The organism is Pseudoduganella lutea, assembly GCF_004209755.1.
Lineage (GTDB): Bacteria > Pseudomonadota > Gammaproteobacteria > Burkholderiales > Burkholderiaceae_D > Rugamonas > Rugamonas lutea.
In genome coordinates this window covers 3,864,011-3,886,410 of sequence record NZ_CP035913.1, presented here as the reverse complement: position 1 = coordinate 3,886,410, position 22,400 = coordinate 3,864,011, and the positions used below count along the sequence as shown (strand labels likewise).

Below are 22,400 nucleotides of genomic sequence, written 5' to 3'. Positions count from 1 at the left end.
TCGGCATCCAGCATGGACGCTGGCCGGGAACGTCAGCTCAAGTGGATCCACGCAAGAACTTGCCGGCTTTGATCTCGAGGATCGCGACAAGTTCGGGCTGCATGTAGTCATAGTCGTCCGGTATATCCAGGCAAATGACACGTTTCCCATTCAGATACCGTTTGAATCGGGATGAGAGCCGGGTCCGGTGGGCTTTTTCCATCACGAAGATGATGTCGGCCCATGCAATCTGTTCCGACGACAGCGGTACCGTCGCGTCTCCGCCCAGCCCTGCGGAATCCGTTTCGACACCTGGCCAGCTTGCAAACACTTGCTCGGCGGTAGGGCTTCGCAACCGGTTCTGGCTGCAGATGAAGAGTGCGTTTTTCATTCTTGGTCGTTATTCCACCGACGGCAGCGGCACAGCCGGCGATCGGCGCCTTACTTTCTCTTGCGCAACCAAGCGTTCAGCAGTGATCCGCGAGATGCCGACGTCGAGAAGGGCTTGCAGACAGCGGGACGGCTCGAAGCCTGGCTGGCCATTGAGCACGGCGTCAATGTAGCGCGCGGTAAGTATGTCTCGACGTTTTTCCATCGCTCCAGTATGGCTCAACCGGGCCGTTTTGTCCGGCACGCACGACGGAATTTTCATGGGAGTTACGGAGAGCCGGCTAGCGACATCATTCTGCATTTACCCGGCGCCAGTCACCTCGCCCCCGATGATTCGTTGAATTCTTTCAGGCGGGGAAATCTTCCTGCTGCACTCAGCCTTTCCGCCCAATGTACGGCCGCATTGCAAGAACTCCCGCATGAAGCACAGTGTTTCCCGGACAGTCAAACCACGGCAGCGCTGAACGGCTCGGGCCGCCGTGCAAGCAGATCCGACAGCCGTTGAAGACCCGCCTGCAAGCGTCCACGGTCCTGGATACTGCCCAGGGAGATCCGCACCGCATTCACGGTCGTGCTGCCGGTTGCAAAGGCCTCCGCCGGCGTGACCGCGATGCCCTCACTGCCAGCAGCACGGGCAAACTGTGAAGTGTTCCAGTAAGCCGGCAACTCGAGCCATGCGTGCAGGCCGTCTCCGACGCCGCTGTACCGCCCCGCCAGGATATGCCGGGCCATCCGGTGGCGCAGGCGCGCTTCGGTGCGCACGCCTTCCATCAATCGGTCAGCCGAACCGTCGACGATCCACTGGGTGGCCAATGCGGCCGTCAGCGGCGCGGCCATCAGCGCGAACGATCTGAGCGCAACCAGGAACCGTTCCCGTTCGTGCGGGTTGCGGATGACGACGAAGGCGACACGCAAGCCGGGCGTCAGGCATTTCGACAGGGTCGAGATGTAGACCACCTGTTCCGGGGCAAACGTGGCGATGGGCGGTGGCGGGGCATCGGCAAGGAGCCAGTAGGGATCGTCTTCGACGATGCGTAGATTGCAGCGCTTCGCGATGCCGGCGAGCTCCTTGCGCCGGCGTTCCGGCATGGTGGCGGCGGTCGGATTCTGTAATGTCGGATTGAGGTAGACCAGCCCGGGCTTGTGCTGGTGGCACGCCTGCTCGAGCATCCCGGGCACCATTCCGTGCTTGTCCGCTTCCACCGCCACGATGTGCCGGCCGAACTGGGTCGCCGCGGCACGCAAGCCGGGATACGTCGTTGGCTCGGCCAGGATAACGTCGCCCGGCTCCGTCAGCGCCAGGATCAATGCGGCAATCGCCGCTTGCGCCCCCGGACAGACAAGGAGCTGCCCGGCATCGAACTGGCCAAACATCGGTTCGAGCCATCTGGCACCCGCCTTGCGATCGGCGTCGCTTCCCCCGCCCAGGTGGTAAGTCATCAGCGGTCCATTGTCTGCCCGCATCAGTACCTGGGACAAACCCTGTTTCAGCATGTCGTCGAAGTCCACGCCATCCGGCGGTGGCGGGGTATTCATGCTCAGGTCGAGGATCGCGGTCAATTCGACCTTCGGCGCCGCGACATAAGTGCCGCGGGCGCCGCGGCCTTCCAGCAAATTGCGCCGTCTCGCTTCATCATAGGCGCGCGTGATCGTCGTCAGGTCGACGCCCAGCTGTGCTGCCAGGTGGCGCTGCGGAGGCAGGCGATCACCGGGGCTCAGCGATCCATCCGCCACCGCCGCCTGCAACGCATCCGCGATCTGCAGGAACCGTGGCCCGCCGTGCATGGCCAAACGCGGTAGCCAGATTGGCAAATGCTCATCTTGTATGGTTCTCAACTGCGACATTTTGCCTCAATGTATGGAAAATGCTTTCGAGTAGTATGCCTTACAGCGATTTCAACGATGGTTGAACAAGAAATGAAGCTGCTGAAGCAGTGTGTGGACGCCCTGCTCAGCACGATGATAGTGTCAAGTAATAGCCTGGAAAGGCGCAAAGATGGATTGGATCCCGATAGTCTTCGTTACCTTCAAGGTTCTCGTGCTGGGCACAGGCATGTTCTTCGCGATCAAGTGGCATTACGACCGGGGGAAGAAGGCGCAGGCCGATCGGCAGGACTGGGAAAAGGAGAGGCGCGCGGTGCTGCGCGCGGCCGCCAAGGTGACCGCGGTCTTCATGCTGGCGCTGCTGGCTCTGGGGCTCCTAACCCACTTCCTGATGAAGTGGATCGGCCTGGACCTGGCCTTTCCGTGATGGCAAAGAGCGTGGGCTGCCCTGCCGTGATGGCAGTGTTTCCCCGATGCGGCGATCGGGCGGCGCTGGCCGAAATCGGACATCCTGAATGCCCGGGACACCGTGTCGTCAGTGAACCGGGTGTAGCGCCATCAGCAAGGTTCAGCTGGCCGCGCCGACCGGGATGACAAACGCCCTGAGCTCGGCCAGCTTGCCATCGCGCAGGCGCCACACGTCGCTGTAGGCGTTTCGCACCGGCTTGCCCGCATCGTCCCGGCTTTCGATGTCGCCGAGCGCCACCACGTAATCGCCTTCGGCCACCAGTTCGCGCATGGTGAACGTGGGTGGCTGCACGTATTCCTTCGCCATCAGGGCGCGCACGGCCTCCTTACCATGCAGGGTTTCACCCCCACGGTGGACCAGACGATATCGTCCGTGCAGAACGACAGGAAGCCTTCATTGTCGCCGGCGGACACCGCCGCATTCGCCTGTTGCAGGACACGCTTGTTCGCATCGGACATCGCATTCTCCTCGTGGCAGCTCATGCCCGGCATGGGCATGCAGCATGGAGGCCAAGGATATCAGGGGAACACGAACTGGAGCGGCCACATGCCGTGGCCGGATGTCCCACAACTACGCAGGATTGAAAGGTCAGGTGCGCACCGCGCGGCGCGCCGTGCCGTGCAGCCAGATAAAGAGGGCCGTCGCGGCGCCGGCGCCGGCCAGTTGCGCCAGCACGAAGGCCGGGGCATCGGCCAGGCGCAGCGCGCCGGCCTGGCCGATCGCCTTGGCCAGGGTCAGTGCCGGGTTCATGAACGCCGAGGAAGAACTGAACCAGCAGGCCACCATCACATAGGCCGACACGGCGAACGGCGCCACCACGGGCCGGGCCCGGCCGCAGCCGATGAACACGCACAGCATGCCGAAGGTGGCAACGAACTCGCCCAGCCACAGGCCGGTGCCGGTGCGGACATGCGGCGTGGCCATCATCAGGTCCAGCCCATACATGGCGTGCACGGCCGCGACGCCGGCCACGGCACCCAGCGATTGCACCGCGATATACGGCGCCACATAGTCGGCACGCAGGTTGCCGCGCCATGCCTCGGACAGCGTGAGCACCGGGTTGAACAGGCCGCCGGAGATATTGCCGAACGTGAGGATCAGCACGGCCAGCCCGGTCGCGCCGACCGCCGCGCTGACCAGCAGCGCCATCGCGGCATCGCCTCCGGCAAGGCGCTGCGCGGCAATGCCCGCGCCACTGCCGATTGCCAGCAGCAGGGCCGTGCCGATGAATTCAGCCGCCAGACGTTTTGCAATCGCCATCGCACATCTTCCCGGAATACACGTTGAAAATGCGTACTCTAGGGCAACGTGCGATGCGCGGCTATCGGCGCCAGCCTATATTCTGTATGTAGCCGCGATGGTGTACGGCCAGGGTATTCAGGTGCCCACCGCCGGGAGCGTCTGCGCAAACTGCGATACGCCATCGAGGTTGAACAGTTCGACCGTCATCGCTTTTGTGCGCGGGTCGATGTTCACTTCCCCGAAGAACTGGTAGCCGGCGAACGGCGACGACGCCTGGATCGGCGGCGCCTTCGAGAAGACCACGCTCGGGCCGAAGGTCCGGTCGAGCACCCCAGGGCCGAAGCTGCCGGCATTCATCGGGCCGGCAACGAATTCCCAGAACGGCGAGAAGTTCGTGAACAGGGCCTTGGCGGGGTCATAATAGTGGGCGGCGCAGTAGTGCACGTCGGTAGTGATCCAGACCACATTGGGCACGGCCTTGATACTGCTGAGCAGGCGGGCCATTTCGATTTCACGGCCGAGCGGCACGCCGTCGTTGCCGTTCGCAACCGCTTCCCACAGTGCGTTGCCCTGGCCATCCTTGCCGTCGCCCACGTTCAGGCCGATGGGCATGTCGGCGGAGATGACTTTCCAGGTCGCGGTCGAAGCCTTCAGCCCGGCGATCAGCCATTCGACCTGCTCGAGACCCAGGAAGGACGAGCTGGCGTCTTCGGCGGTTTGCAGGTTGGTGCTGTTCGGGCCGCGGTAGCTGCGCATGTCCACCACGAACACGTCGAGTAGCGGGCCGTGCGAGATGGTGCGGTAGATGCGCTGCGGCTCGCTTTGCTTGTAGTAGCGCATCGGCGCATATTCGAGGAAGGCCTGGCGGCCGCGGGCCGTGAGCGTGGCGATGCTTTTTTCCGTGTAGCGCGCGTCGCCCGACAGGTTCTTGGCGTCGCTGTAGTTGTTCGTCACTTCGTGATCGTCCCACTGCCATACCTGCGGCACCTGGGCGGCGAACCTGCGGTAGTTTTCGTCCATCAGGTTGTACGCATGGCGGCCGCGGAATTCCTTCAGCGTTTCCGCGACCTTGCTGACTTCTTCCGTGACGACGTTGCGCCAGACCTGGCCGTTTTCCGCCTTCACTTCGGCCAGGATCGGGCCGTCGGCATAGACCGTGTCGCCGTTGTGGACAAAGAAATCCGGGTCGCGCTTGCGCATCGCCTCGTAGATCTTCATGCCGCCGAAAGCGGTGTTGATGCCCCAGCCCTGGCCGCACTGGTCGCCGCTCCAGTGGAAGCGCACGGCCCTGCTGCCATCGGCGGGCGTGGTCCTGAATTGCCCCGACAGGGTTTCGCTTTCGATCCTTGCATTGTCGGGATCCACGTAGCGCACGCGCACGAACACCGTTTGCCCGGCCGGCAAGCCGCTCAGGTCGACACGGGTGGTGAAATCGGTGGCCGCGCTGGCATACGGGCCGACGATGCGGCTGGCATTGGCAAAGCGCTCGCTCGTATCGTATTCGACGATCATTTGCGCATTGCGGTCGCTGCGGCCCCAGATGATCGCCTTGTTGTCCGTGATGTCGCCGAACTGTATGCCCGACGGCATTTTCGGCCGCTCGTTTTCGCTGACGCCCACAGACGTGCTGCTGCCCCCGCAACCTTGCAGCAGCAGGGAACCGCCCAGTGCCGAACTGCCCGCCAGGACGCCGCTTTGGGAAAGGAAACGGCGGCGCGAAATGGATGATGTCATGCTTGCTCCGGTGATCTGAAAGCAGGCAAGTGTAGGTTGCCGATATGACATGGCGATGAAACGATAGCAGGCGGCAAGCAAGCCATTGCCATAGCAGACGCCTCCCTGGCCAGCGCTGTCGAGGAAGCAAAAGTTGCTTCAAAAATGGGGACGTACCCCATTTTCCGGGCAATATTCCCAAGATCCAATTTCTAAATGAATAAAAAAACTTGTAGACGACTGGTCTACTTGATGTTATCTTGAACTCCATCGATGCAGAAGCCACTACCCACTGTACCGAGAAGCCAGTCGCATACGCCAGATCTCAAGACGACCGGTCTAATTGACTACTTACTTATTGGAGAAACAGCATGAAAAAAGTATTGATGGTTCTGACCTCGCACGACCAACTCGGCAACACCGGCCGCAAGACCGGCTTCTGGCTCGAAGAGCTGGCGGCGCCCTACTACGCTTTCAAGGATGCCGGCGCCGAAGTCGTGCTCGCCTCGCCCCTGGGCGGCCAACCGCCGCTGGATCCGAAAAGCAATGAGCCGTCGTTCCAGACCGACCTGACGCGCCGCTTCGAAGCCGATGCCGCCGCCAATGCGCAGCTGGCCACGACCCTGCGCCTGGACAGTATCGACCAGGCCGGCTTCGATACCGTGTTCTACCCGGGCGGCCATGGTCCGCTGTGGGACCTGGCCGAAGACAGGCATTCGATCGCGCTGATCGAATCGTTCCTGGCGGCGAACAAGCCGGTGGCGCTCGTCTGCCACGCGCCGGGCGTGCTGCGCCACGTGAAGACGCCGGCCGGCCGGCCACTGGTCGAGGGCAGGAACGTTACCGGATTCACCAACACCGAGGAAGAAGGCGTCGGCCTGACCGAGGTGGTGCCCTTCCTCGTCGAGGATGAGCTCAAGGCCAAGGGTGGCGTGTACTCCAGCGGCCCGGACTGGGGTTCTTACGTGGTGCGCGATGGCCTGCTGATCACCGGCCAGAATCCGGCCTCGTCGGCCGAAGCCGCCACACTGCTGCTCCAGCAACTGGCGTGACGCACCGATGCGGCGCCCGGCAGCCTGGCCGGCGGGCGTCGCCATTCCTCGCGCAGCCGCCGGCCACGCAAGCGTCTTGAAGCAAACCCATATCCCCTACAGGAGCGCATCATGAGAAAACTGAACCGCATCGTCTCGGCCCTCGCCTTGTCTTTCGCCGCCATGGCCGCCCAGGCCGCCATCCCGGTCGCCACCCAGGCCCCCGTCAAGAACGTCGTCCTCGTCCACGGCTTCTTCGCCGACGGTTCCGGCTGGCGGGGCGTGGCGGACATCCTGGCCCGCGACGGCTTCAACGTCACCGTCGTGCAGCAGCCGGAAACCTCGCTCGACGACGATGTGAAGGCGACCACCCGGGCGGTGAACGCCCAGGAAGGACGCAGCATCCTGGTCGGTCACAGCTATGGCGGCATGGTGATCACCCAGGCCGGCAACGATCGCAAGGTGGCTGGCCTCGTGTATGTCGCGGCATTCCAGCCCGACGCCGGTGAAAGCCTGAAGGATCTCGCCGACAGCATGGCGCCGGCCACGAAAGGCATCAAGGCCACGGCCGATGGCCACCTGTATTTCGACCCGGCGCTGTTCCACGCCGATTTCGCGGCGGACCTGCCGGCGGCGGATGCCCGCTTCATGGCGCTGTCCCAGGTGATGCCCGCCGTGCAGGCGGCAACGGCGGCCGTGTCGCAGGCGGCGTGGAAGAGCAAGCCAAGCTGGGCGATCGTCTCGACGGCCGACCGCACTGTCCATCCCGACCTGCAGCGCTTCATGGCGAAACGCGCCGGCAGTACGGCGATCGAGATCGATGGCAGCCATGCCGCGTTCATTGCGCATCCCGCCCGGGTGGCGAAGGTGATCGAAGAGGCTGCCGTCGCAGCGGGAGCACGGTGAAGTGCGGGAAAATTTCGCCCCGAATCTAGACGACTGGTCTAATGAGACGTATAGTGCAGCCATGGCCAAAGCACACACCAACGATTCCTCCGACGTCCGCGACAATATCCTTGCGGTGGGACAGCGCATCATGTCCGGCAAGGGCTTTTCGGCTGTCGGACTGAATGAAATACTGACGGAAGCCAAGGTGCCGAAAGGCTCCTTCTATCACTACTTCGCATCGAAGGATGCGTTCGGCGAGGCTCTGCTGTCGAGCTACTTCGACGACTACCTGGCGGAGATCGATGCCGTGATGGCCCAGCCGGGACTGACGATGGCGCAGCGGCTGCTGCAATACTTCGACATGTGGCGCGCCAACCAGTCGTTCCTGGATTGCCAGGGCAAATGCCTGGCCGTCAAGCTTGCCGCGGAAGTGGCCGACCTGTCCGAAGCGATGCGCGCGGTGCTGAACCAGGGCACCTCGGCGATCATCGCCAGGCTGGCCACGGCGCTCGAGCAAGGCGTCGACGAGGGTTCGCTGACGATCGGCGACAGCCCCCGGCAGGTGGCCGAAAGCCTGTACCAGCTGTGGCTGGGCGCCAGCGTCATGGTCAAGATCGTGCGCGGCACCGCGCCATTCGACTCGGCGATGGCCGTTACGCGCCAGATGCTGCATCTGCCTCACTGACCGGGCAGTGCGAACACTTTTACTGAAGTGTTTTTTTTTCGATCGATAAGTAGACGACCGGTCTATTTCATAGTCATCCATCAAGGAATATCATGTCCAACGCAATCGCCACGCAACCACGCACGCCGTTCGACGGCGCCTACCACTTGAGCATCGGCGGCAAGCTGGTGTCATCGGAAAACACATTCGACGTCATCAATCCAGCCACGGGCGCGCCGGTGGCCCGCGCACCTGCCGCGAGCATCGGCCAGCTCGACGACGCGATCGCCGCCGCCCGGACCGCGTTCAAGTCCTGGTCCGCGCTCGGTCATGACGAACGCCAGCGCTATCTCGACGCCTATGCCGACGCTCTCGCCATGCACCGCGACGAACTGGCGCGCCTGCTCGTGCTGGAACAGGGCAAGCCGCTCAAGTCGATGGCCGAGCCGGAAGTCGACCAGGCGATTGCCTGGATCCGCCAGATCGCCGCGCGTCGCATTCCGGTGGAGATCGTCGAGGAGACGGACCACCATGTCGTCGAACTGCACCATACGCCGCTGGGTGTCATCGGCGCGATCACGCCGTGGAACTTCCCCGTGTTGCTCGCCTTGTGGAAGGTCGCTCCAGCGCTCATCACCGGCAACACCATGGTCATCAAGCCTTCCCCTTTCACCCCGTTGACGTCGCTGCGATTCGGCGAGATCGCGCAGTCGGTGCTGCCGCCGGGAGTGCTGTCGGTCGTCTCGGGCAATGACGAACTGGGGCCGCACATGACGGCGCATCCGGACATCGCCAAGATCAGCTTTACCGGGTCGACGGCGACCGGCAAGCATGTGATCCGTTCGGCGGCCGGCACGATGAAGCGCGTGACGCTGGAGCTGGGCGGCAACGATGCCGCCATCGTGATGCCGGATGCAGATTGGGAAGCGATCGTTCCCCAGCTGTTCTGGGGTGCGGTCGGCAACTCGGGGCAGTGGTGCGTGGGCATCAAACGGCTTTACGTGCACCGTTCCTTCCATGCGCGATTCGTCGACGCCTTCGTTGCCTATGCGCGCCGGCAGAAGCTCGGCAACGGACTGGACCCGGACGTGACGGTGGGACCGGTGCAGAACCGCATGCAGTTCGAGAAGGTCAAGGCCATCCTCGACGATATCAGGGCCAGGGGCTACAAGGTCGTGCTGGGCGGTGAAGTCGACATCGACCGCCCCGGCTACTTCATTCCCGTGACCGTGGTCGACAACCCGCCGGAAGACTCGCTGATCGTGCGGGAAGAATAGTTCGCGCCGATCGTGCCGATCATCGCCTATGATGATGTCGACGACGTGGTCGAGCGCGCCAACGACAGCCCGTTCGGCCTCGGCGGCTCGGTCTGGGGCCGCGACACGAAAGCCGCCGTCGCCATCGCGAACCGGCTGGAAACCGGCATGGTCTGGGTCAACGAGATCCACACCCAGGGCGTCGACATCCCGTTCGGCGGCCACAAGCAGTCGGGCCTTGGTACCGAGCACGGCAACGAAGGCCGGCAGCTCTTCACCAATCCGAAGACCATCCTCATCCATAAATAAAACATGCCCGGGCACCGCCCGGGCCAGCAAGGAGAACGTCCCCATGTCTTGCCCAACGCCTCCCCCCGTCCATGCGCCCCTGCCGATGGCCGGTGCCGCTGGCACGGCTTCGACCGCCGGCATGCCGCACCAACCCGCCGCGGCGCCCGCCGGCGGTTCCCTGTCGATGGTGGCCGCGATCGTCTGCCTCGTGCTCGTGGCAATGGAGCTGCGGCCTGCCATCGTGTCCACGGGCCCCCTGCTGCCATCGATCATCCGGGAATTCGGCCTGTCCCACACGCAGGCGGCATTGCTGACGGCGATTCCGACATTGCTGATGGGGCTGCTCGCAGCGCCGGTGCCCTGGCTGACGCGGCGTTATGGCCGCGACCGTGTCATGTTCGCGGCCCTGGCGCTGCTCACCGTGTCGAGCCTGGTACGCGCGCTTGCCGGCTCAGTGGCGATGCTGTTCGCCACCACCGTCGGCATCGGTGCCGGCATCGCCATCGCAGGAGTCCTGATCGCGGGCTTCGTGAAGGCGGGCTTTCCACGGCAGGTAGCGATCTTCATGAGCGTGTATGCCACCGCACTGGCCCTGGGCAGCACGCTGTCTGCCGCCGCCACGGGAACGATTGCCGCATACACCGGCGGGTGGCGCTGGGCCTCGGGCGTGTGGGCCTTGCCTGGCGTGTTCGCCCTGCTGGCCTGGCTGTTCGTCGCGAAACGCAGTCCGGCGCCTGCCGGTGCCGGCGCGGCCACGCAACGCCATGGCATGCCCCTTCGCAACCGGACGGCATGGCTGATCGCCCTGTTCTTCGCCTGCAATAACTTCCTGTTCTATTCCTGCATCTCCTGGCTGGCGCCGATGTACGTGGAAGCCGGCTGGACACCCGCGCATGCCGGGCTGCTGCTGGCGACGTTCACCCTGGCATTCATGGTGGCCAATCCGGTGTTCGGCTTCCTGAGCCGCGACGAAGACCGTCGCCTGCCCCTCGCGCTCGGCGCCGCTACCGCCCTGGCGGGCATGCTGGCGATCGCGCTCGCACCGACGGTGTCGCCCTTCGTGGCGGTGGCGGTTCTCGCATTCGGCACCGGGGGCTCGTTCACCTTGTCGATGACGCTCCCCCTCGACAATACGCGGGGGCCGGAGGAAGCGGGCGCCTGGAATGCGTTCGTGATGCTGGTCAGCTACACGGTCGCTGCCACCGGTCCGCTGGCGATGGGCCAGTTGCGCGATGCCAGCGGCGACTTCGCTTCCTCGCTGTGGCTGCTCGTGGCCGTCATCGGCATCATGGTGGCAACGACCCCGTTCCTGCAACCGCATCACCGCAAGCGCGGCGTCGCGGCGGTGGCATGAAATCCGTGCGCTGGCGCCTGTGTCAGCCTGGCTCCGCCGGAGCTAGGGAACCTTGCGCCCCACCCACTTGCGGTGGTCGATCAGGTCCAGCATGCCGCGGCAGTGATCGGCATGGCTCATCGCCAGCAACTCGAATTTCTCACCCGTCCACAGCCACCTGGTGGCATGGCCGCAATCGGCCAGGGTGCGCCCGCTGTAGGAAGCCAGCACCTGGCCATCGAAATCGGCGTTGACGAGGACATCGGCCGGCAAGCCGTTGGTGGGAAGTTCGAGCCGGCGCGGCCGGTACGGAGGCCGCCCGTTGGCGAGCCAGGCTTCGTAGAAACTCGCCGTCGGGCCGCGGCTCGATTCGAACAGGAACAGCAGCCGGCCATTCGAGAGGCGATACAGGTCATGGCGGTCGATCCATTCTTCCTGCGGCGGGCCGATCTCCGCGAGCAATGCCGCCTCGATGACGCGATCGTTGATCCGCTTCGCGGGCTGCACCGCGCGCAGCACCGGCATGGCCGGCGCTGGCGGAACGGAAGATTCCGCACGGCTGCCGCGCCGTACCAGTGCGCCGGGAGTGCCGATCCGCCCTTGCAGGACATCCATCCGCAACAGCGCCGCCTTCATACCCGCGAGCGGCAGGGGCCATTGCTGCTGGCCGTCGCTGGCCTGTCCTTCCCTGCCGTCGATCATCCTGTCCAGCAGCACCTGTGCCGCTGCCCGCGGCAGCGGCTGGTTTGCGCGAAACGTGGCTGGCGGGTGCCTGTCCAACGTCAGGGTGAGGTCGACGGGCTTTGCAGGCCCGTCTTCGGCGAGGACGATCCTGGCCCGCACCGCTGTCCCCGGCCCCGCATCGCGCACCAGTTGCACGGCAAGCCATCGCGCGGTCTCGCGATCCGGTCCGTAACCGACCGCCTCGCAGTGGTTGACGTTATCGCACTGCACGGTCCAGTCTTCGTATTCCTGCGCGGCGCAGAGGAGTGGTGCCGACAGGGCTGCGGCGAGGGAGGCATATCGAAGCAGGGCAGGCATCGTCATCGGGTCACTTGGTTCACGGTTGATCGGTGACAGTTGATTGGTAATTCGATGTGGCTCGCACTATAGCGCAGCCGCCGGCTCGGCATGCTTGAAGCCACTTCTTGCGCTGCGGCGAGCGCAGGATTTTGTTATCGTCACGGCATGAAGATCCTTGTCACCGCGCTGCTCGGCGCCTGCGCCCTCGCCGCCTTTGCCGGTGCGCCGGCCGGCTTCCATTTCGCCCATCACGATTGGGAAATTGCCTGCGACAACACGCGCACCTGCCGCGCCGCCGGCTACCATCATCGTGGCGAGGATGACGATACGCCGGAGGTTTCCGTGGTGCTGGAACGCGCGGCCGGGCCGGGCCAGCCCGTGAAGGCAACGCTGAGGCTCGGCATCCGCGATGAAAAGGAATGGGTGCCGAAAACGGGCGTGACGATGCATGTCGACGGCCGCGCGCTGGGCCACGTAGCGATCGGCAGCGAATACCTGACAGGCGAGCTCTCCCCCGCGCAGATACAGGCCCTGGTGGCGACGGTTGCCGGCACCGGGGCCGTGCAATGGCGTGATGGCGCGCGTGCATGGGCGCTGTCCGGCGCCGGTGCGGCCGCCGTGCTGCTGAAGATGGATGAATTCCAGGGCCGCCTCGGCACCCCGGGCGCGTTGCTGCGCAAGGGCGCCCGGGCCGAGAACAGCGTGCCGGCAGCACCGCCGATGCCCGAGGTACTGGCGGCACCGGCCGGGAATGCCGAGGTGAACCTGCCGCCGGCTGCCCGAGCCGCGCTGTTGCGCGAGCTGCGCGGCACGCTTGGCGAAGGCGACTGCGAAGCCCTGGTGCCGGACGACCTGTCGATACGGCGGCTCACGACCGCCAGGCTGCTGGTCTACGGCCAATGCTGGGCCGGCGCCGCAGGCACAGGCACTGCCTACTGGGTCGCCAATAACACTGCGCCGTTCAAGCCGGTGCTGGTGACGACCGACGGCAGCGATCATGAAGCCGGCAAGATCTCCGCCGGCCACGGCATGGGCAGTTGCCGGGAAACCAGGGAGTGGGTGTGGGATGGCAACCGTTTCGTGCCGACGCTCGTCTCCGACACGGGCATATGCCAGCCGGTGGGACTCGACGGCACATGGGACCTGCCGACCCATGTCGCGAAGGTGATGCGCCGCCCGCGCTGATCACCAAGCACCGCTCAGCGCCGCCCTGCCGCGATCAGGTAATTCTGCATGGCCGCCTCGGCCACCGAAGCCCACTGGTTCTGGTCATGCCGGAACCGCTTCCAGGGCTCGTAGATCTTCCTGAACTTCGCGTTCTTCGCCGCTTCCTCTTCCATCACGGCCGTGGATTGCCTGTAGGCGGCATCCATCACGTCCTTGCTGAAATTGTGCAGCTTGGCGCCGTTCTTCAGCAGCCGGGCCAGCGCGCCGGGGTTCTTCGCATCGTAGTCGGCCTGCATGCGCACGTGGCATTCGTACGTTGCCGCCTCGAGCGCGGCCTGGTACTGCTTCGGCAGCTTGTCCCAGTGCTTGCTGTTCACGTAAAACGACAGCTGCGGGCCCGTTTCCCACCAGCCCGGCGAATAGTAATGGGGCGCCACGCGCACGAGGCCCAGCTTTTCATCGTCGTAGGGCCCCACCCATTCGGCCGCGTCGATCGTGCCCTTTTCCAGCGCGGCATACACGTCGCCGGCGGGGATCTGCTGCGGCACCACGCCCATGCGCTCCATCACGCGGCCCGCGAAGCCGGCCACGCGCATCTTGAGGCCCTTCAGGTCGGCCACCGAGCGGATCTCCTTGCGGTACCAGCCGCCCATCTGCACGCCGGTATTCCCGCCCATGAAGTTGACGATGCCATAGCCGCGGTAGAACTCGCGCAGCAGTTCGCGGCCGCCGCCCTGGTCGAACCAGGCTGTCTGCTGGCGCGACGTGAGGCCGAACGGCACCGCGCAGTCGAAGGCGAACGTGGGGTCCTTGCCGAAATAGTAGTAGGCCGGCGTGTGGCCGATCTCCACGGTGCCGGCCTGCACGGCGTCCATCACCTGCAGGCCGGGCACGATTTCGCCGGCGGCGAACTGGCGGATCTGGAACTTGTCGTTGGTGAGCTGGGCCACCCGTTTCACGAAACCGTCGGCCGAGCCGTAGATCGTGTCGAGCGTCTTGGGAAAACTCGAGGCCAGCCGCCAGCTGACGGCTGGCTGGGCCTGCGCGAAGGCCGGCGCGGCCACGGTGGCGGTGCCCGCCGCGGCGGCGGAGCGGGTGAGGAAGGAACGGCGCTGCATCGTCGGTCTCCTAGGAATGGATGAGGCATTGTAGCCGTTCGGTGACGAGCCCCGGGCAAAGCCGTTATCATGGCGACCTCGCGCCACGGCGCTCCAATCCATAACAGGGACACACAATGTCTATCAAGATCAGCAGCCAGTTCGACGCTGGCGCCATCGATTTCGTCAGCGCCACCAGCGTTGGCGATATCGACCTGAACATCCGCAAGGATTCCCATGCCGACATCACCCAGTGGTTTTATTTCCGCGTGCAGGGCGCAAGCGGCATGCCGCTCACGATCCGCTTCCTGAACGCCGGCAAGGCCGCCTACCCCGATGGCTGGAAGGATTACCAGGCCGTGGCCAGCTACGATCGCGATACATGGTTCCGCGTGCCCACCAGCTTCGATGGCGAAGTGATGACGATCGAGCACGCGCCGGAGTACGACAGCGTGTATTACGCCTACTTCGAGCCGTATTCGTGGGAACGCCACCTGTCGCTGCTGGACAATGCCCAGCTGTCGCCGCTGGCCGAGCTGGTCGACCTGGGTTCCACCGTGGATGGCCGCGACCTGAACATGCTGGTCATCGGCGACCCGGATGCGCCGAAGAAGGTGTGGGTCATCGCGCGCCAGCACCCGGGCGAAACGATGGCCGAGTGGTTCGTCGAAGGCATGGTCGAGGCGCTGCTCGACCCGGCCGATCCGTTCGCCAGCCAGTGCCTGAAGGAAGCCGTGTTCTACGTGGTGCCGAACATGAACCCGGACGGCTCCGTGCGCGGCAACCTGCGCACGAACGCGGCCGGCGCGAACCTGAACCGCGAATGGAACACGCCGACGATGGAGCGCAGCCCCGAGGTCTACCTCGTGAAGGAAGCGATGCAGGAAACGGGCTGCGACCTGTTCCTGGACGTGCATGGCGACGAAGGTCTGCCTTACGTGTTCGTGGCCGGCAGCGATTCGCTGGAAAACTTCACGCCCGAACAGAAGGCCGCGCAGGATGCCTTCATCGCCGACTTCAAGGTCGCCAGCCCCGACTTCCAGAGCGAGTTCGGCTACGCGGACGCGCCATTCACGCCGGAAGTGCTGACGATGGGTTCACCCCATATCACCCACCTGTTCGGCTGCCTGTCGCTGACGCTGGAACTACCGTTCAAGGACAACGCCAACGATCCGGACCCGGTCAACGGCTGGAACGGCGCCCGCTCGATGAAGCTCGGCGCCGCGGTGCTGCAGCCGGTGCTGCAGGCGCTGCGCCGGTAAGAGTGCTGGAAAATTCGCCGGCAGTTTCCACGACAGATTCCCTGCCCCGCTGGAGCGCGGCGAAGGCTTCCGGCATCCACGGCCGCGCGGCCAGCAGGAACGTGACCGACTGCCGCTCCGCATAGGGCAGCCGGGCATCGGCCTGGTGCTGCTGCGAAAAGTCGTCCGCCACCTGGCGCAGCCGCGCCAGCAGTGCGCCGGTGGATGCCGGCGACAGCATCACGCTCACCAGCCGCAACGCCTCGCCTTCGCCATCGAAGCGCGCATCGAGGTAATCGCCGGCCGCCTCGCGCCGGAACCAGGTCTGGATCGGGCCGTTCGGGATCCAGTCGAACGTGCGCGCCACCAGCAGCTTGACCCGGTTGTTCGGCTTGAGTACCAGGAAACCGATCCTGTCGAGCCGCAGCAGGTACTTCACCGTTTGCGCCTCCGTCAGCGTGAACGTGGCCACGATTTCGTCGACCGGCAAGCCATTGAGCGCGGCCACGGCGACCAGCAGCAGCTTCGGGTCGCCGATCAGTTCCTCTTCCTGCGCGTGGGTCAGCTGGGCCACCAGCTTCGGCGCGTCCAGCGCCGAGCGCGTGAGGTCGAGCAGGTCGATGCCGGCGGCAGCCAGGATCTCGTCCAGCCGCTGCAAGGTCAGGCTGCGCTGCGCGAACATGCGCTTCACGCTGGCCTCGGACATGCCGATGCGCCGCGCCAGCTCCGCGTAGGTCACGCCGCGCGCCTTCAGTTCGCGTTTCAGGCCGTTGACCAGCATCACGCTGCTTGTCATGAGTTTCCCTTGAAAAGTATCGTTTTCCGATACTTTACCAGCGCGGCCGTGCAACTGCCCGGATACCGGTTGCCCGCCGGCCCAGGTCGATGGATGATGCGTGCACCTTCACATTCACTTATACGGAACGAATCATGAAACGCCTGCTGCTCACCACCCTGCTGTCGTTTGCCTGCGCCACCGCCCACGTGCCGGCGCTTGCCACCGATGCCTCCAGCCCGTCCCGGGCCAGTGGCGACGTGTCGGTCATCGTCGTCGCCGGTTCGCTGGCACCGCTGGTCATCGGCGGCAGCATCGTTGTCGTTGCCGTGGAAAAGGCTGGCGAAGGCATCGACCTGCTGCTGGAAAGCGCGGCCGATGGCAGCCGGGCCACGGTGCGCCTGGCGGGCAAGGCGGCCGAGGGCCTGTCGGTGGCTGCCGGTACGGCGGTGAACGTGTCGGCGACGGCCACCGGCCACGTGCTCGTCGCATCCGGCAAGGTCATCGCCTTCATCCCGAACGAGGCGGGCAAGGCGCTGCTGCGCAGTGCCAAGGCTTCCTGACTTACTACTCTGTAGTCATTCCAACGTTTGCATGCAGTCCCCCGGGTCGGCCATCATGGCTACCCGGCCACCACCATGGAGTCGTTACGATGAAACCCCTGTTGTCCCTCGCGCTGGTCGCGTCGCTGCTGGGCACGACGCCCGTCATTCACGCCGCACCTTCCGAAGCCTCGTACGGCAGCGCCCTGCTGTCCGGCTACGTCGTGCTGGGCTCCGTCTTCGTGGCAGGGGCGTCAGGCGCCACCATCGTCGAGAGCGTGCAGAAGGTCGGCGATGGCGTGGAGCTGGTGCTGACGAACACGTCCAACGCGAGCAAGGCCACGGTGCGCCTGTCCGGCAAGGCCGCGCAGCAGCTGTCGGTGGCGGCCGGCACGACGCTCGACGTGGTGGCCACGTCGACGGGCCACATGCTCGTCCTGTCCGGCAAGGTGCTGGCGTTCATTCCGAACGAATTGGGCAAGGCGCTGCTGCATCACGAGAAGGTGACGTAATGGCAGCGAAGACGATACGGCGGCTGGCGCTGGCCGCCTGCCTGGTACTGGCCGCCCCCGCATGGGCCGGCCGGTCGTGCGAGGAAGCGCCGATGGCGGTGGACGATACGGTGAAATCGCTGGACCTCGCGCAACGCACGTTCGAGGCGCTCGACGCCAGCGGCAGCCAGGTCGCGCTCATCTCGCGTGCCGGGCAGGATCTGAGCAAGTACGGGCTGCGCTACTCCCACATGGGCATCGTGGTGCGCGACCACCCGTCCGGGCGCTGGACCGTCGTGCACGAGCTGAACGAATGCGGCACGGCTTCGTCGGCGCTGTACAACGAAGGCCTGGGCAACTTCTTCCTGTCCGGCCTGTTCCGCTACGAGGCGCAGGTGCTCATTCCCGGCCCCGAAGCGCAGGCGCGGCTGGCCCAGCTCGTGACGACGCGCACCGCGCGCCGCCTGCACGACGCGGACTACAACATGCTGTCCTACGCTTTTTCGACGCGCTACCAGAACTCGAACCAGTGGGTGCTTGAAACCTATGCGGCGGCCAGCGCGCCGGCCGGCCAGGTGGAAACGCGCGAGGAAGCGCAGGCCTGGCTGAAGCAGACGGGCTTCGCGCCGATCACCGTCTACGTGCCCAGCGTGAAGCGGCTGGGCGGACGCATGTTCCGCGCCAACGTGGCGTTCGACGACCACCCGTTCGACCGGCGCATGCTCGGGCAGATCGACACCATCACCACCGAGGCGATCGTGCGCTTCGTGCAGAACACGGATCCGGCGGCCAAGGTGATCAGGGTCGAATAAGTGCGCATGGCCCGGCCTGATGCGGCAAGGCTGACAGATCGAAAAAAACCGGTGTCTGTCACCGGTTTTCCTGGGACGTTTCCTCGATCAATTGCGCAGGTTGATGCCGAACATCAGCTTGCGGCCCGCGTACGCGTAGTCGAGCAGGCTCGGCGTGCCGTCGGCAAAGGTTGAATAGGCGCCCTGGCTGTTCGACGTGGTTTCCTTACCCAGGTTGCGGGCTTCGGCGAACACTTCAATGTTGTCGTTGAAGCGATACGCGACCTTGGCGTCGATGAAGCGCGAAGCATCCTTGAAGTTCGGCGAGCCGGGGTTGTATGGCAGTACCGTGGTGCGGCCACCGGCGGCGTTGGGGAAGTTGTTCACCCCCGTGTCACCACATGCGGCGATGCAGGTGAAGTAGCCGGTATCGGCCTGCACCGCCACGCGCGCCGACAGCTTGCCATCGTCGTACCACAGCGACCAGTTGTACGAATACTTCGATTCGCGCGCCGGCGGCAGCGGATCGCCGGTGATCAGGTCCACCACGTTGACCGCCGACATGGCCGAACGCACCCGCGTGTAGTTGACGTCCAGGCCCAGGTAGCGCAGGCGCCATGGCAGGAACGTGAACGCCGTCTTGGACGAGAATTCAAAGCCCTTGCGCGTGGTGGCGGCACCGTTCTCGTACGTGTTGTAGCTGAAGTCCACGTCATCGAGCGGCGTGCCGGTTTGCGGGTCGACCAGGTTGGAACCCTGGAACACCTTGACGCCGCTGACGCCCGTGGTGCGCGACGGGCCGATCTTGCCGCGCTGGCGGAACGTGGCCAGCGAGAATTGCGAGTCGGCGTTCGGATACCATTCCAGCGTCACGTTCTGGTTGACATTCGACTGTGGCCGCAGGGCCGGATTGCCCACCGTGCCGGAGCAGCGCATGTCGGCATCGTCGCCGTTGGAGCTCAGCTGGGTAGCGTCGAACGTGCAGGTGCCGGACGGCACCAGCTGGTTAATGCCCGGCCGGGCCACCGACTTGCCCTGGTTGTAGCGAACCACCCATTCGTTCGGCACCATCCACAGCGCCAGGTTCCAGATCGGCAGGTAGTCCGTTTCGCTCGACTCCAGCGTAGTCAGCTTCGATACGGTGGCCGTGACCGTGCCACCGGGGGCATTCGGCCGCAGCGGGTCGAAGTTCGCCGTGGGGATGATCGACGTGAAGTTCATGCGCCCCGTCGCTTCGACCCGGGTGTTGACGATGCGCACGCCGGCATTGCCTTCCAGTTCCATGCCAAACGGCAGCGGACGATTGGAGAATGGCACATGGTCCAGCGCGAAGTCGGTCATCAGGTAGCCGGACTTCGTGCGCTCGCGGAACGTGTTCACCGGCTGCTGGTAGACCTGGCCATCGGTGCCCGTGCATTCCTTCACGCAGTCGAAGTTCACGTTCGGCGCACCCACCATGCCGAACACTTTCTCCACGTCGATCTCGGTCCATCCGTTGATCAGCTCGGCCGGACGGTCCTTGGCACCGTTGAAGAAATTCGTGGTGGCCGTGTGCATCGACTGGGCGATGATGTCCTGGAACTGCGCCTGCGTAAACGTGGTCTGGCCGGACTGGATCGAGGCGGCCGCATGCGAATTGCTCGGCACGTAGCCATACTGGCACGGCTTGCCGCCGGCGCCCAGCGAGCCCGGCGTATCCTGGCAGCCGACGAATGTGCTGCGCACATTGGCCGAGGGCACCAGCACGGAGCGCTCGTAACCGGGCTTGCCGTATTCGCCCACCATCGACCTGGCTTCGAAGCCGCCGGCGCCCCAGCTGTTACCACGCGTATCCCGGAGATTGAAGCCGGACTTGAAACGGGTCAGGAACGGGATCGATTCGGGTAGTGCATACGTCAAGTCCAGCTTTGCGGTGCGTTCGCCGGTTTCGTTGATCTTTGGCGTCCAGACGATCTGTGGCGCCAATGTCGTCAGCGGCTGCTGTGCGATCGAATAGGCCGGCACCCCGACATACGCATTGTTGGCAGCCTTCACTTCGGTCAGCGGCGCCGATGCGGGGCGCAACGTCGCATACTGCGCCGGCGTCACGGCCGACGGGCCACCGCCCTGCGGGAACGCGTACGTCCACAGGCCGTTCGGCAGCACGGACATGGTGGCCGGGCCGTAGTTGTAGTTCCAGCTGGTACGCTTGTCGCCGCGCGTGAAGTCCGATTTCGCGTCGCCCGCCATGAATTCGGCGAACAGGCCACCCTTGCGATAACTGCCGCCCAGCTGCAGGTAACGGGCCGAGGTTTCCATCACGTTGTGGATCTGGTCCGTGCCCACGTTGCCATCGGAGATCGTGAACTTGGTCACGTGGTGGTTCTCGTCGACCACGACCGAGGCGGGATCGACGTTCACCACCGAGTTCGACCATGGTGCGTTTTCCCGGCGCCACGAGGGCGTGGCGTAGCTGTGGTAGCCGGAACCGGCTACCGGCACGAGGCGATTGTTTGGAACGTCTTCGGTGAATGCCGCGCCGGCATAGGTGGGGCCGGCGGTCGATGCCGGGTTGACGGCCATGCCGCCCAGGTTATAGGTGAGGAAGTTGTCATCCACGCGGCGGCGCTGGTAACTGCCCTTGCCGTAGACGGTCAGTTCATTGTTCACCTTGAAATCGAGCCGCAGGTCGAGCGAGCGGCGCTTGTCGATTTGCCGTTTCTGCACATAGCGCACCAGCGACGGTGTGTAGTCGTTCCACTGGTTCAGGCAGCTGAGCCGTTCGTTGCCGCGGTGGTTGATCGCACCGGTGCGCGTATTGCCTTCCTTGATCGCATTGATTTCCGCCTGCGTCAGGTCGGGGAACGCTGCATCGCAGTCGGCCTTGGTCTGCGCCGCGGCGGAACGCGTCACCACGTCCAGTGGCGAGGAAGCGTCAAAGAAGCCGCCATTGGTCAGCGCGCTACGCAGCGCCGGCTCCGTGGCGGTCGCATCGGTCGTGGACACGGTGGCGGGATTGAAGGCAAACGTCTTCTCGGGCGAGTTGTCGAAGTCGATCGCGCGGGCGTAGCCTTGCCGGGCACCGGTGGCCACCTGGGCGGAGTGACCCTCGTTGCGCACTTGCGAAGCGGAGCCGTTCACCACCATGCCCAGGCGGCCGTCCATGAACTGCCGGGCGATCACCAGGTTGCCGTCCGGTGTCCAGTCCTTGTTCAGCGAGTTTTGCGCGCCGGACAGGCGCAGCGAATAGAACGGCTTCTTGAAGTCGAGGCCGGTGCGGGTCTTGATGATGATGCTGCCACCCAGCCCGCCTTCGGTCTGATCGGCGGTGGCCCCCTTGACGATGTCCACGCTCTTGATCAGGTCGGCCGAAATCTCGCGCAGCTCCACGCCGCGGCCGCTGCCGCCACCATTCAGGTCGGTGCCGCCGCCAGCCTGCACGCCCTGGCCGTCGATTTCCACACGGGTCAGGTCCGGCGCATTGCCACGCACGGTCACATTGACGCCTTCGCCGAAATCGCCGCGGTCCACAGCAACGCCGGCGATGCGCGAAATGGCCTCGGCCACGTTACGGTCGGGGAACGCCCCCACGTCCTCGGCCACGATCGAGTCCATCGCCGTGGCGGCGTTCTTCTTGCGCTCGATGCCCGATTGCTGGGATGCGCGCGTGGCGATCACTTGCACCTTCTGGATCGGTTCGGCGGATTCGGCGGCTGCCTGCTGCGCCACGGCCGGCGTGCTGCCCGCCATCGAGGCCAGCGCCAGCGACACGGCGGCGCTCAGCGTGCTGAGCCGCATGGGCTTTGTAAAACTGTGCATTCTCTCTCCACTTTTAATCGAATTCTTGCTTTTGACAACGTGGGTATATTTAACCGGCATATGTAGAGAATTAATTCCAAGACATGCCATTGCTCAGCAAGTTGATCGAATGCCATCCATCGCATGCGCAGCATCGGCGGCCGCAACCGCTTCCGGCGCGTGAGCGAATGAGCAAAGTGGAATCGTTATGCAGCGCGCGAATGCGCATTAACGTGAGCGATCGCTCAGGAATTTGATTGAAACGCGGTTATTTTGCAGTGCAGCATCCATCCGCATGGCCGCAATGATGCGTGTTGTATTAAACCAAAGCCGTCCATGCATATGATTTCTTTGTACCGTGCCAGCTATTCCAGAATGATTATTTGCTATATCGATCCGATATACGTCGGCGATAA

At 64.6% G+C, this 22,400-nt stretch carries 21 protein-coding genes and 1 pseudogene; 11 read left to right on the top strand and 11 right to left on the bottom strand.

Annotated elements, in window-relative coordinates; genetic code table 11:
- Positions 1-37: 37 nt before the first annotated feature.
- The 3 genes from EWM63_RS16515 to EWM63_RS16505 all read right to left on the bottom strand — a co-directional run bounded on the left by EWM63_RS16515 (position 38) and on the right by EWM63_RS16505 (position 2,214).
- Entirely contained in the window at positions 38-370 is a 333-nt protein-coding gene (locus tag EWM63_RS16515; RefSeq protein ID WP_130187513.1) for a low molecular weight protein tyrosine phosphatase family protein, read from the bottom strand.
- A 9-nt stretch (positions 371-379) separates the two neighbouring features.
- Positions 380-631, bottom strand: coding sequence for a hypothetical protein (locus tag EWM63_RS16510; RefSeq protein WP_130187512.1), 252 nt, complete (start codon positions 629-631; stop codon positions 380-382).
- A gap of 182 nt (positions 632-813) precedes the next feature.
- Entirely contained in the window at positions 814-2,214 is a 1,401-nt protein-coding gene (locus tag EWM63_RS16505; RefSeq protein ID WP_207221104.1) for an aminotransferase-like domain-containing protein, read from the bottom strand.
- Positions 2,215-2,365: 151 nt separating this feature from the next.
- Between EWM63_RS16505 and EWM63_RS16500 the strand changes: the two genes are divergently transcribed.
- Positions 2,366-2,620 carry a hypothetical protein gene (locus EWM63_RS16500; RefSeq protein WP_130187511.1) on the top strand — a complete coding sequence of 85 codons (255 nt, stop codon included), beginning with the start codon at positions 2,366-2,368 and terminating at the stop codon, positions 2,618-2,620.
- A 141-nt stretch (positions 2,621-2,761) separates the two neighbouring features.
- Here EWM63_RS16500 and EWM63_RS32400 read toward each other — a convergent pair whose 3' ends face one another.
- From EWM63_RS32400 to EWM63_RS16485, 4 genes are all read right to left on the bottom strand, one after another.
- Entirely contained in the window at positions 2,762-2,998 is a 237-nt protein-coding gene (locus EWM63_RS32400; RefSeq protein ID WP_371861246.1) for a nuclear transport factor 2 family protein, read from the bottom strand.
- Positions 2,968-3,120, bottom strand: coding sequence for a nuclear transport factor 2 family protein (locus EWM63_RS32395; protein ID WP_229487321.1), 153 nt, complete (start codon positions 3,118-3,120; stop codon positions 2,968-2,970). The genes EWM63_RS32400 and EWM63_RS32395 overlap by 31 nt, the downstream gene beginning before the upstream one ends.
- A gap of 130 nt (positions 3,121-3,250) precedes the next feature.
- Positions 3,251-3,922, bottom strand: a complete 672-nt coding sequence (locus tag EWM63_RS16490; protein WP_130187510.1) for an aquaporin — start codon at positions 3,920-3,922, stop codon at positions 3,251-3,253.
- 117 nt (positions 3,923-4,039) lie between these two features.
- Positions 4,040-5,638, bottom strand: a complete 1,599-nt coding sequence (locus tag EWM63_RS16485; protein WP_130187509.1) for an alkaline phosphatase D family protein — start codon at positions 5,636-5,638, stop codon at positions 4,040-4,042.
- Positions 5,639-5,988: 350 nt separating this feature from the next.
- On the opposite strand from EWM63_RS16485, the gene EWM63_RS16480 reads away from it, so the two are divergent.
- The 5 genes and pseudogenes from EWM63_RS16480 to EWM63_RS16460 all read left to right on the top strand — a co-directional run bounded on the left by EWM63_RS16480 (position 5,989) and on the right by EWM63_RS16460 (position 11,101).
- Positions 5,989-6,669, top strand: a complete 681-nt coding sequence (locus EWM63_RS16480; RefSeq protein ID WP_130187508.1) for a type 1 glutamine amidotransferase domain-containing protein — start codon at positions 5,989-5,991, stop codon at positions 6,667-6,669.
- Positions 6,670-6,780: 111 nt separating this feature from the next.
- Positions 6,781-7,554 (top strand): alpha/beta fold hydrolase, encoded by a 774-nt coding sequence (locus tag EWM63_RS16475; RefSeq protein WP_130187507.1) that lies wholly within the window; start codon positions 6,781-6,783, stop codon positions 7,552-7,554.
- Positions 7,555-7,615: 61 nt separating this feature from the next.
- Positions 7,616-8,221, top strand: a complete 606-nt coding sequence (locus tag EWM63_RS16470) for a TetR/AcrR family transcriptional regulator (RefSeq protein ID WP_130187506.1) — start codon at positions 7,616-7,618, stop codon at positions 8,219-8,221.
- Positions 8,222-8,313: 92 nt separating this feature from the next.
- Positions 8,314-9,765: pseudogene (locus tag EWM63_RS16465) on the top strand (aldehyde dehydrogenase family protein).
- A gap of 43 nt (positions 9,766-9,808) precedes the next feature.
- A complete protein-coding gene (locus tag EWM63_RS16460) occupies positions 9,809-11,101 on the top strand; it encodes an MFS transporter (protein WP_207221103.1) in 1,293 nt (430 codons plus the stop codon).
- Positions 11,102-11,143: 42 nt separating this feature from the next.
- On the opposite strand, the gene EWM63_RS16455 is transcribed toward EWM63_RS16460, so the two are convergent.
- Positions 11,144-12,127, bottom strand: coding sequence for a DUF1176 domain-containing protein (locus tag EWM63_RS16455; RefSeq protein ID WP_130187505.1), 984 nt, complete (start codon positions 12,125-12,127; stop codon positions 11,144-11,146).
- Between the two features lie 141 nt (positions 12,128-12,268).
- On the opposite strand from EWM63_RS16455, the gene EWM63_RS16450 reads away from it, so the two are divergent.
- Positions 12,269-13,288 carry a DUF1176 domain-containing protein gene (locus EWM63_RS16450; RefSeq protein ID WP_130187504.1) on the top strand — a complete coding sequence of 340 codons (1,020 nt, stop codon included), beginning with the start codon at positions 12,269-12,271 and terminating at the stop codon, positions 13,286-13,288.
- A 14-nt stretch (positions 13,289-13,302) separates the two neighbouring features.
- On the opposite strand, the gene EWM63_RS16445 is transcribed toward EWM63_RS16450, so the two are convergent.
- Positions 13,303-14,388, bottom strand: a complete 1,086-nt coding sequence (locus tag EWM63_RS16445; RefSeq protein WP_130187503.1) for a TRAP transporter substrate-binding protein — start codon at positions 14,386-14,388, stop codon at positions 13,303-13,305.
- 116 nt (positions 14,389-14,504) lie between these two features.
- On the opposite strand from EWM63_RS16445, the gene EWM63_RS16440 reads away from it, so the two are divergent.
- Entirely contained in the window at positions 14,505-15,629 is a 1,125-nt protein-coding gene (locus EWM63_RS16440; RefSeq protein ID WP_130187502.1) for a M14 family metallopeptidase, read from the top strand.
- On the opposite strand, the gene EWM63_RS16435 is transcribed toward EWM63_RS16440, so the two are convergent.
- Positions 15,550-16,404 (bottom strand): helix-turn-helix domain-containing protein, encoded by an 855-nt coding sequence (locus EWM63_RS16435; protein ID WP_130187501.1) that lies wholly within the window; start codon positions 16,402-16,404, stop codon positions 15,550-15,552. The genes EWM63_RS16440 and EWM63_RS16435 overlap by 80 nt on opposite strands.
- Positions 16,405-16,538: 134 nt before the next feature.
- On the opposite strand from EWM63_RS16435, the gene EWM63_RS16430 reads away from it, so the two are divergent.
- From EWM63_RS16430 to EWM63_RS16420, 3 genes are all read left to right on the top strand, one after another.
- The gene (locus tag EWM63_RS16430) at positions 16,539-16,946 is read left to right on the top strand and encodes a hypothetical protein (protein ID WP_130187500.1); all 408 of its coding nucleotides are present in this window, start codon (positions 16,539-16,541) and stop codon (positions 16,944-16,946) included.
- Between the two features lie 89 nt (positions 16,947-17,035).
- On the top strand, positions 17,036-17,437 hold the full coding sequence (locus tag EWM63_RS16425) for a hypothetical protein (protein WP_130187499.1): 402 nt from the start codon (positions 17,036-17,038) through the stop codon (positions 17,435-17,437).
- On the top strand, positions 17,437-18,228 hold the full coding sequence (locus EWM63_RS16420; protein WP_130187498.1) for a DUF2145 domain-containing protein: 792 nt from the start codon (positions 17,437-17,439) through the stop codon (positions 18,226-18,228). Before EWM63_RS16425 ends, EWM63_RS16420 begins: the two co-directional genes overlap by 1 nt.
- 87 nt (positions 18,229-18,315) lie before the next feature.
- Here EWM63_RS16420 and EWM63_RS16415 read toward each other — a convergent pair whose 3' ends face one another.
- Positions 18,316-22,005: a TonB-dependent receptor gene (locus tag EWM63_RS16415; protein ID WP_229487319.1), complete on the bottom strand. Its 3,690-nt coding sequence runs from the start codon at positions 22,003-22,005 to the stop codon at positions 18,316-18,318.
- Between the last annotated feature and the right edge of the window lie 395 nt (positions 22,006-22,400).

Coding starts and splice junctions, on each gene's coding strand:
- EWM63_RS16430 (WP_130187500.1), top strand. CDS start 16,539: ATGAAACGCCTGCTGCTCACCACCCTGCTGTCGTTTGCCTGCGCCACC.
- EWM63_RS32395 (WP_229487321.1), bottom strand. CDS start 3,120: ATGTCCGATGCGAACAAGCGTGTCCTGCAACAGGCGAATGCGGCGGTG.
- EWM63_RS16480 (WP_130187508.1), top strand. CDS start 5,989: ATGAAAAAAGTATTGATGGTTCTGACCTCGCACGACCAACTCGGCAAC.
- EWM63_RS16455 (WP_130187505.1), bottom strand. CDS start 12,127: ATGACGATGCCTGCCCTGCTTCGATATGCCTCCCTCGCCGCAGCCCTG.
- EWM63_RS16440 (WP_130187502.1), top strand. CDS start 14,505: ATGTCTATCAAGATCAGCAGCCAGTTCGACGCTGGCGCCATCGATTTC.
- EWM63_RS16485 (WP_130187509.1), bottom strand. CDS start 5,638: ATGACATCATCCATTTCGCGCCGCCGTTTCCTTTCCCAAAGCGGCGTC.
- EWM63_RS16505 (WP_207221104.1), bottom strand. CDS start 2,214: ATGTCGCAGTTGAGAACCATACAAGATGAGCATTTGCCAATCTGGCTA.
- EWM63_RS16510 (WP_130187512.1), bottom strand. CDS start 631: ATGAAAATTCCGTCGTGCGTGCCGGACAAAACGGCCCGGTTGAGCCAT.
- EWM63_RS16420 (WP_130187498.1), top strand. CDS start 17,437: ATGGCAGCGAAGACGATACGGCGGCTGGCGCTGGCCGCCTGCCTGGTA.
- EWM63_RS16415 (WP_229487319.1), bottom strand. CDS start 22,005: ATGCACAGTTTTACAAAGCCCATGCGGCTCAGCACGCTGAGCGCCGCC.
- EWM63_RS16445 (WP_130187503.1), bottom strand. CDS start 14,388: ATGCAGCGCCGTTCCTTCCTCACCCGCTCCGCCGCCGCGGCGGGCACC.
- EWM63_RS16460 (WP_207221103.1), top strand. CDS start 9,809: ATGTCTTGCCCAACGCCTCCCCCCGTCCATGCGCCCCTGCCGATGGCC.
- EWM63_RS16425 (WP_130187499.1), top strand. CDS start 17,036: ATGAAACCCCTGTTGTCCCTCGCGCTGGTCGCGTCGCTGCTGGGCACG.
- EWM63_RS16470 (WP_130187506.1), top strand. CDS start 7,616: ATGGCCAAAGCACACACCAACGATTCCTCCGACGTCCGCGACAATATC.
- EWM63_RS16500 (WP_130187511.1), top strand. CDS start 2,366: ATGGATTGGATCCCGATAGTCTTCGTTACCTTCAAGGTTCTCGTGCTG.
- EWM63_RS16490 (WP_130187510.1), bottom strand. CDS start 3,922: ATGGCGATTGCAAAACGTCTGGCGGCTGAATTCATCGGCACGGCCCTG.
- EWM63_RS16435 (WP_130187501.1), bottom strand. CDS start 16,404: ATGACAAGCAGCGTGATGCTGGTCAACGGCCTGAAACGCGAACTGAAG.
- EWM63_RS16475 (WP_130187507.1), top strand. CDS start 6,781: ATGAGAAAACTGAACCGCATCGTCTCGGCCCTCGCCTTGTCTTTCGCC.
- EWM63_RS16515 (WP_130187513.1), bottom strand. CDS start 370: ATGAAAAACGCACTCTTCATCTGCAGCCAGAACCGGTTGCGAAGCCCT.
- EWM63_RS16450 (WP_130187504.1), top strand. CDS start 12,269: ATGAAGATCCTTGTCACCGCGCTGCTCGGCGCCTGCGCCCTCGCCGCC.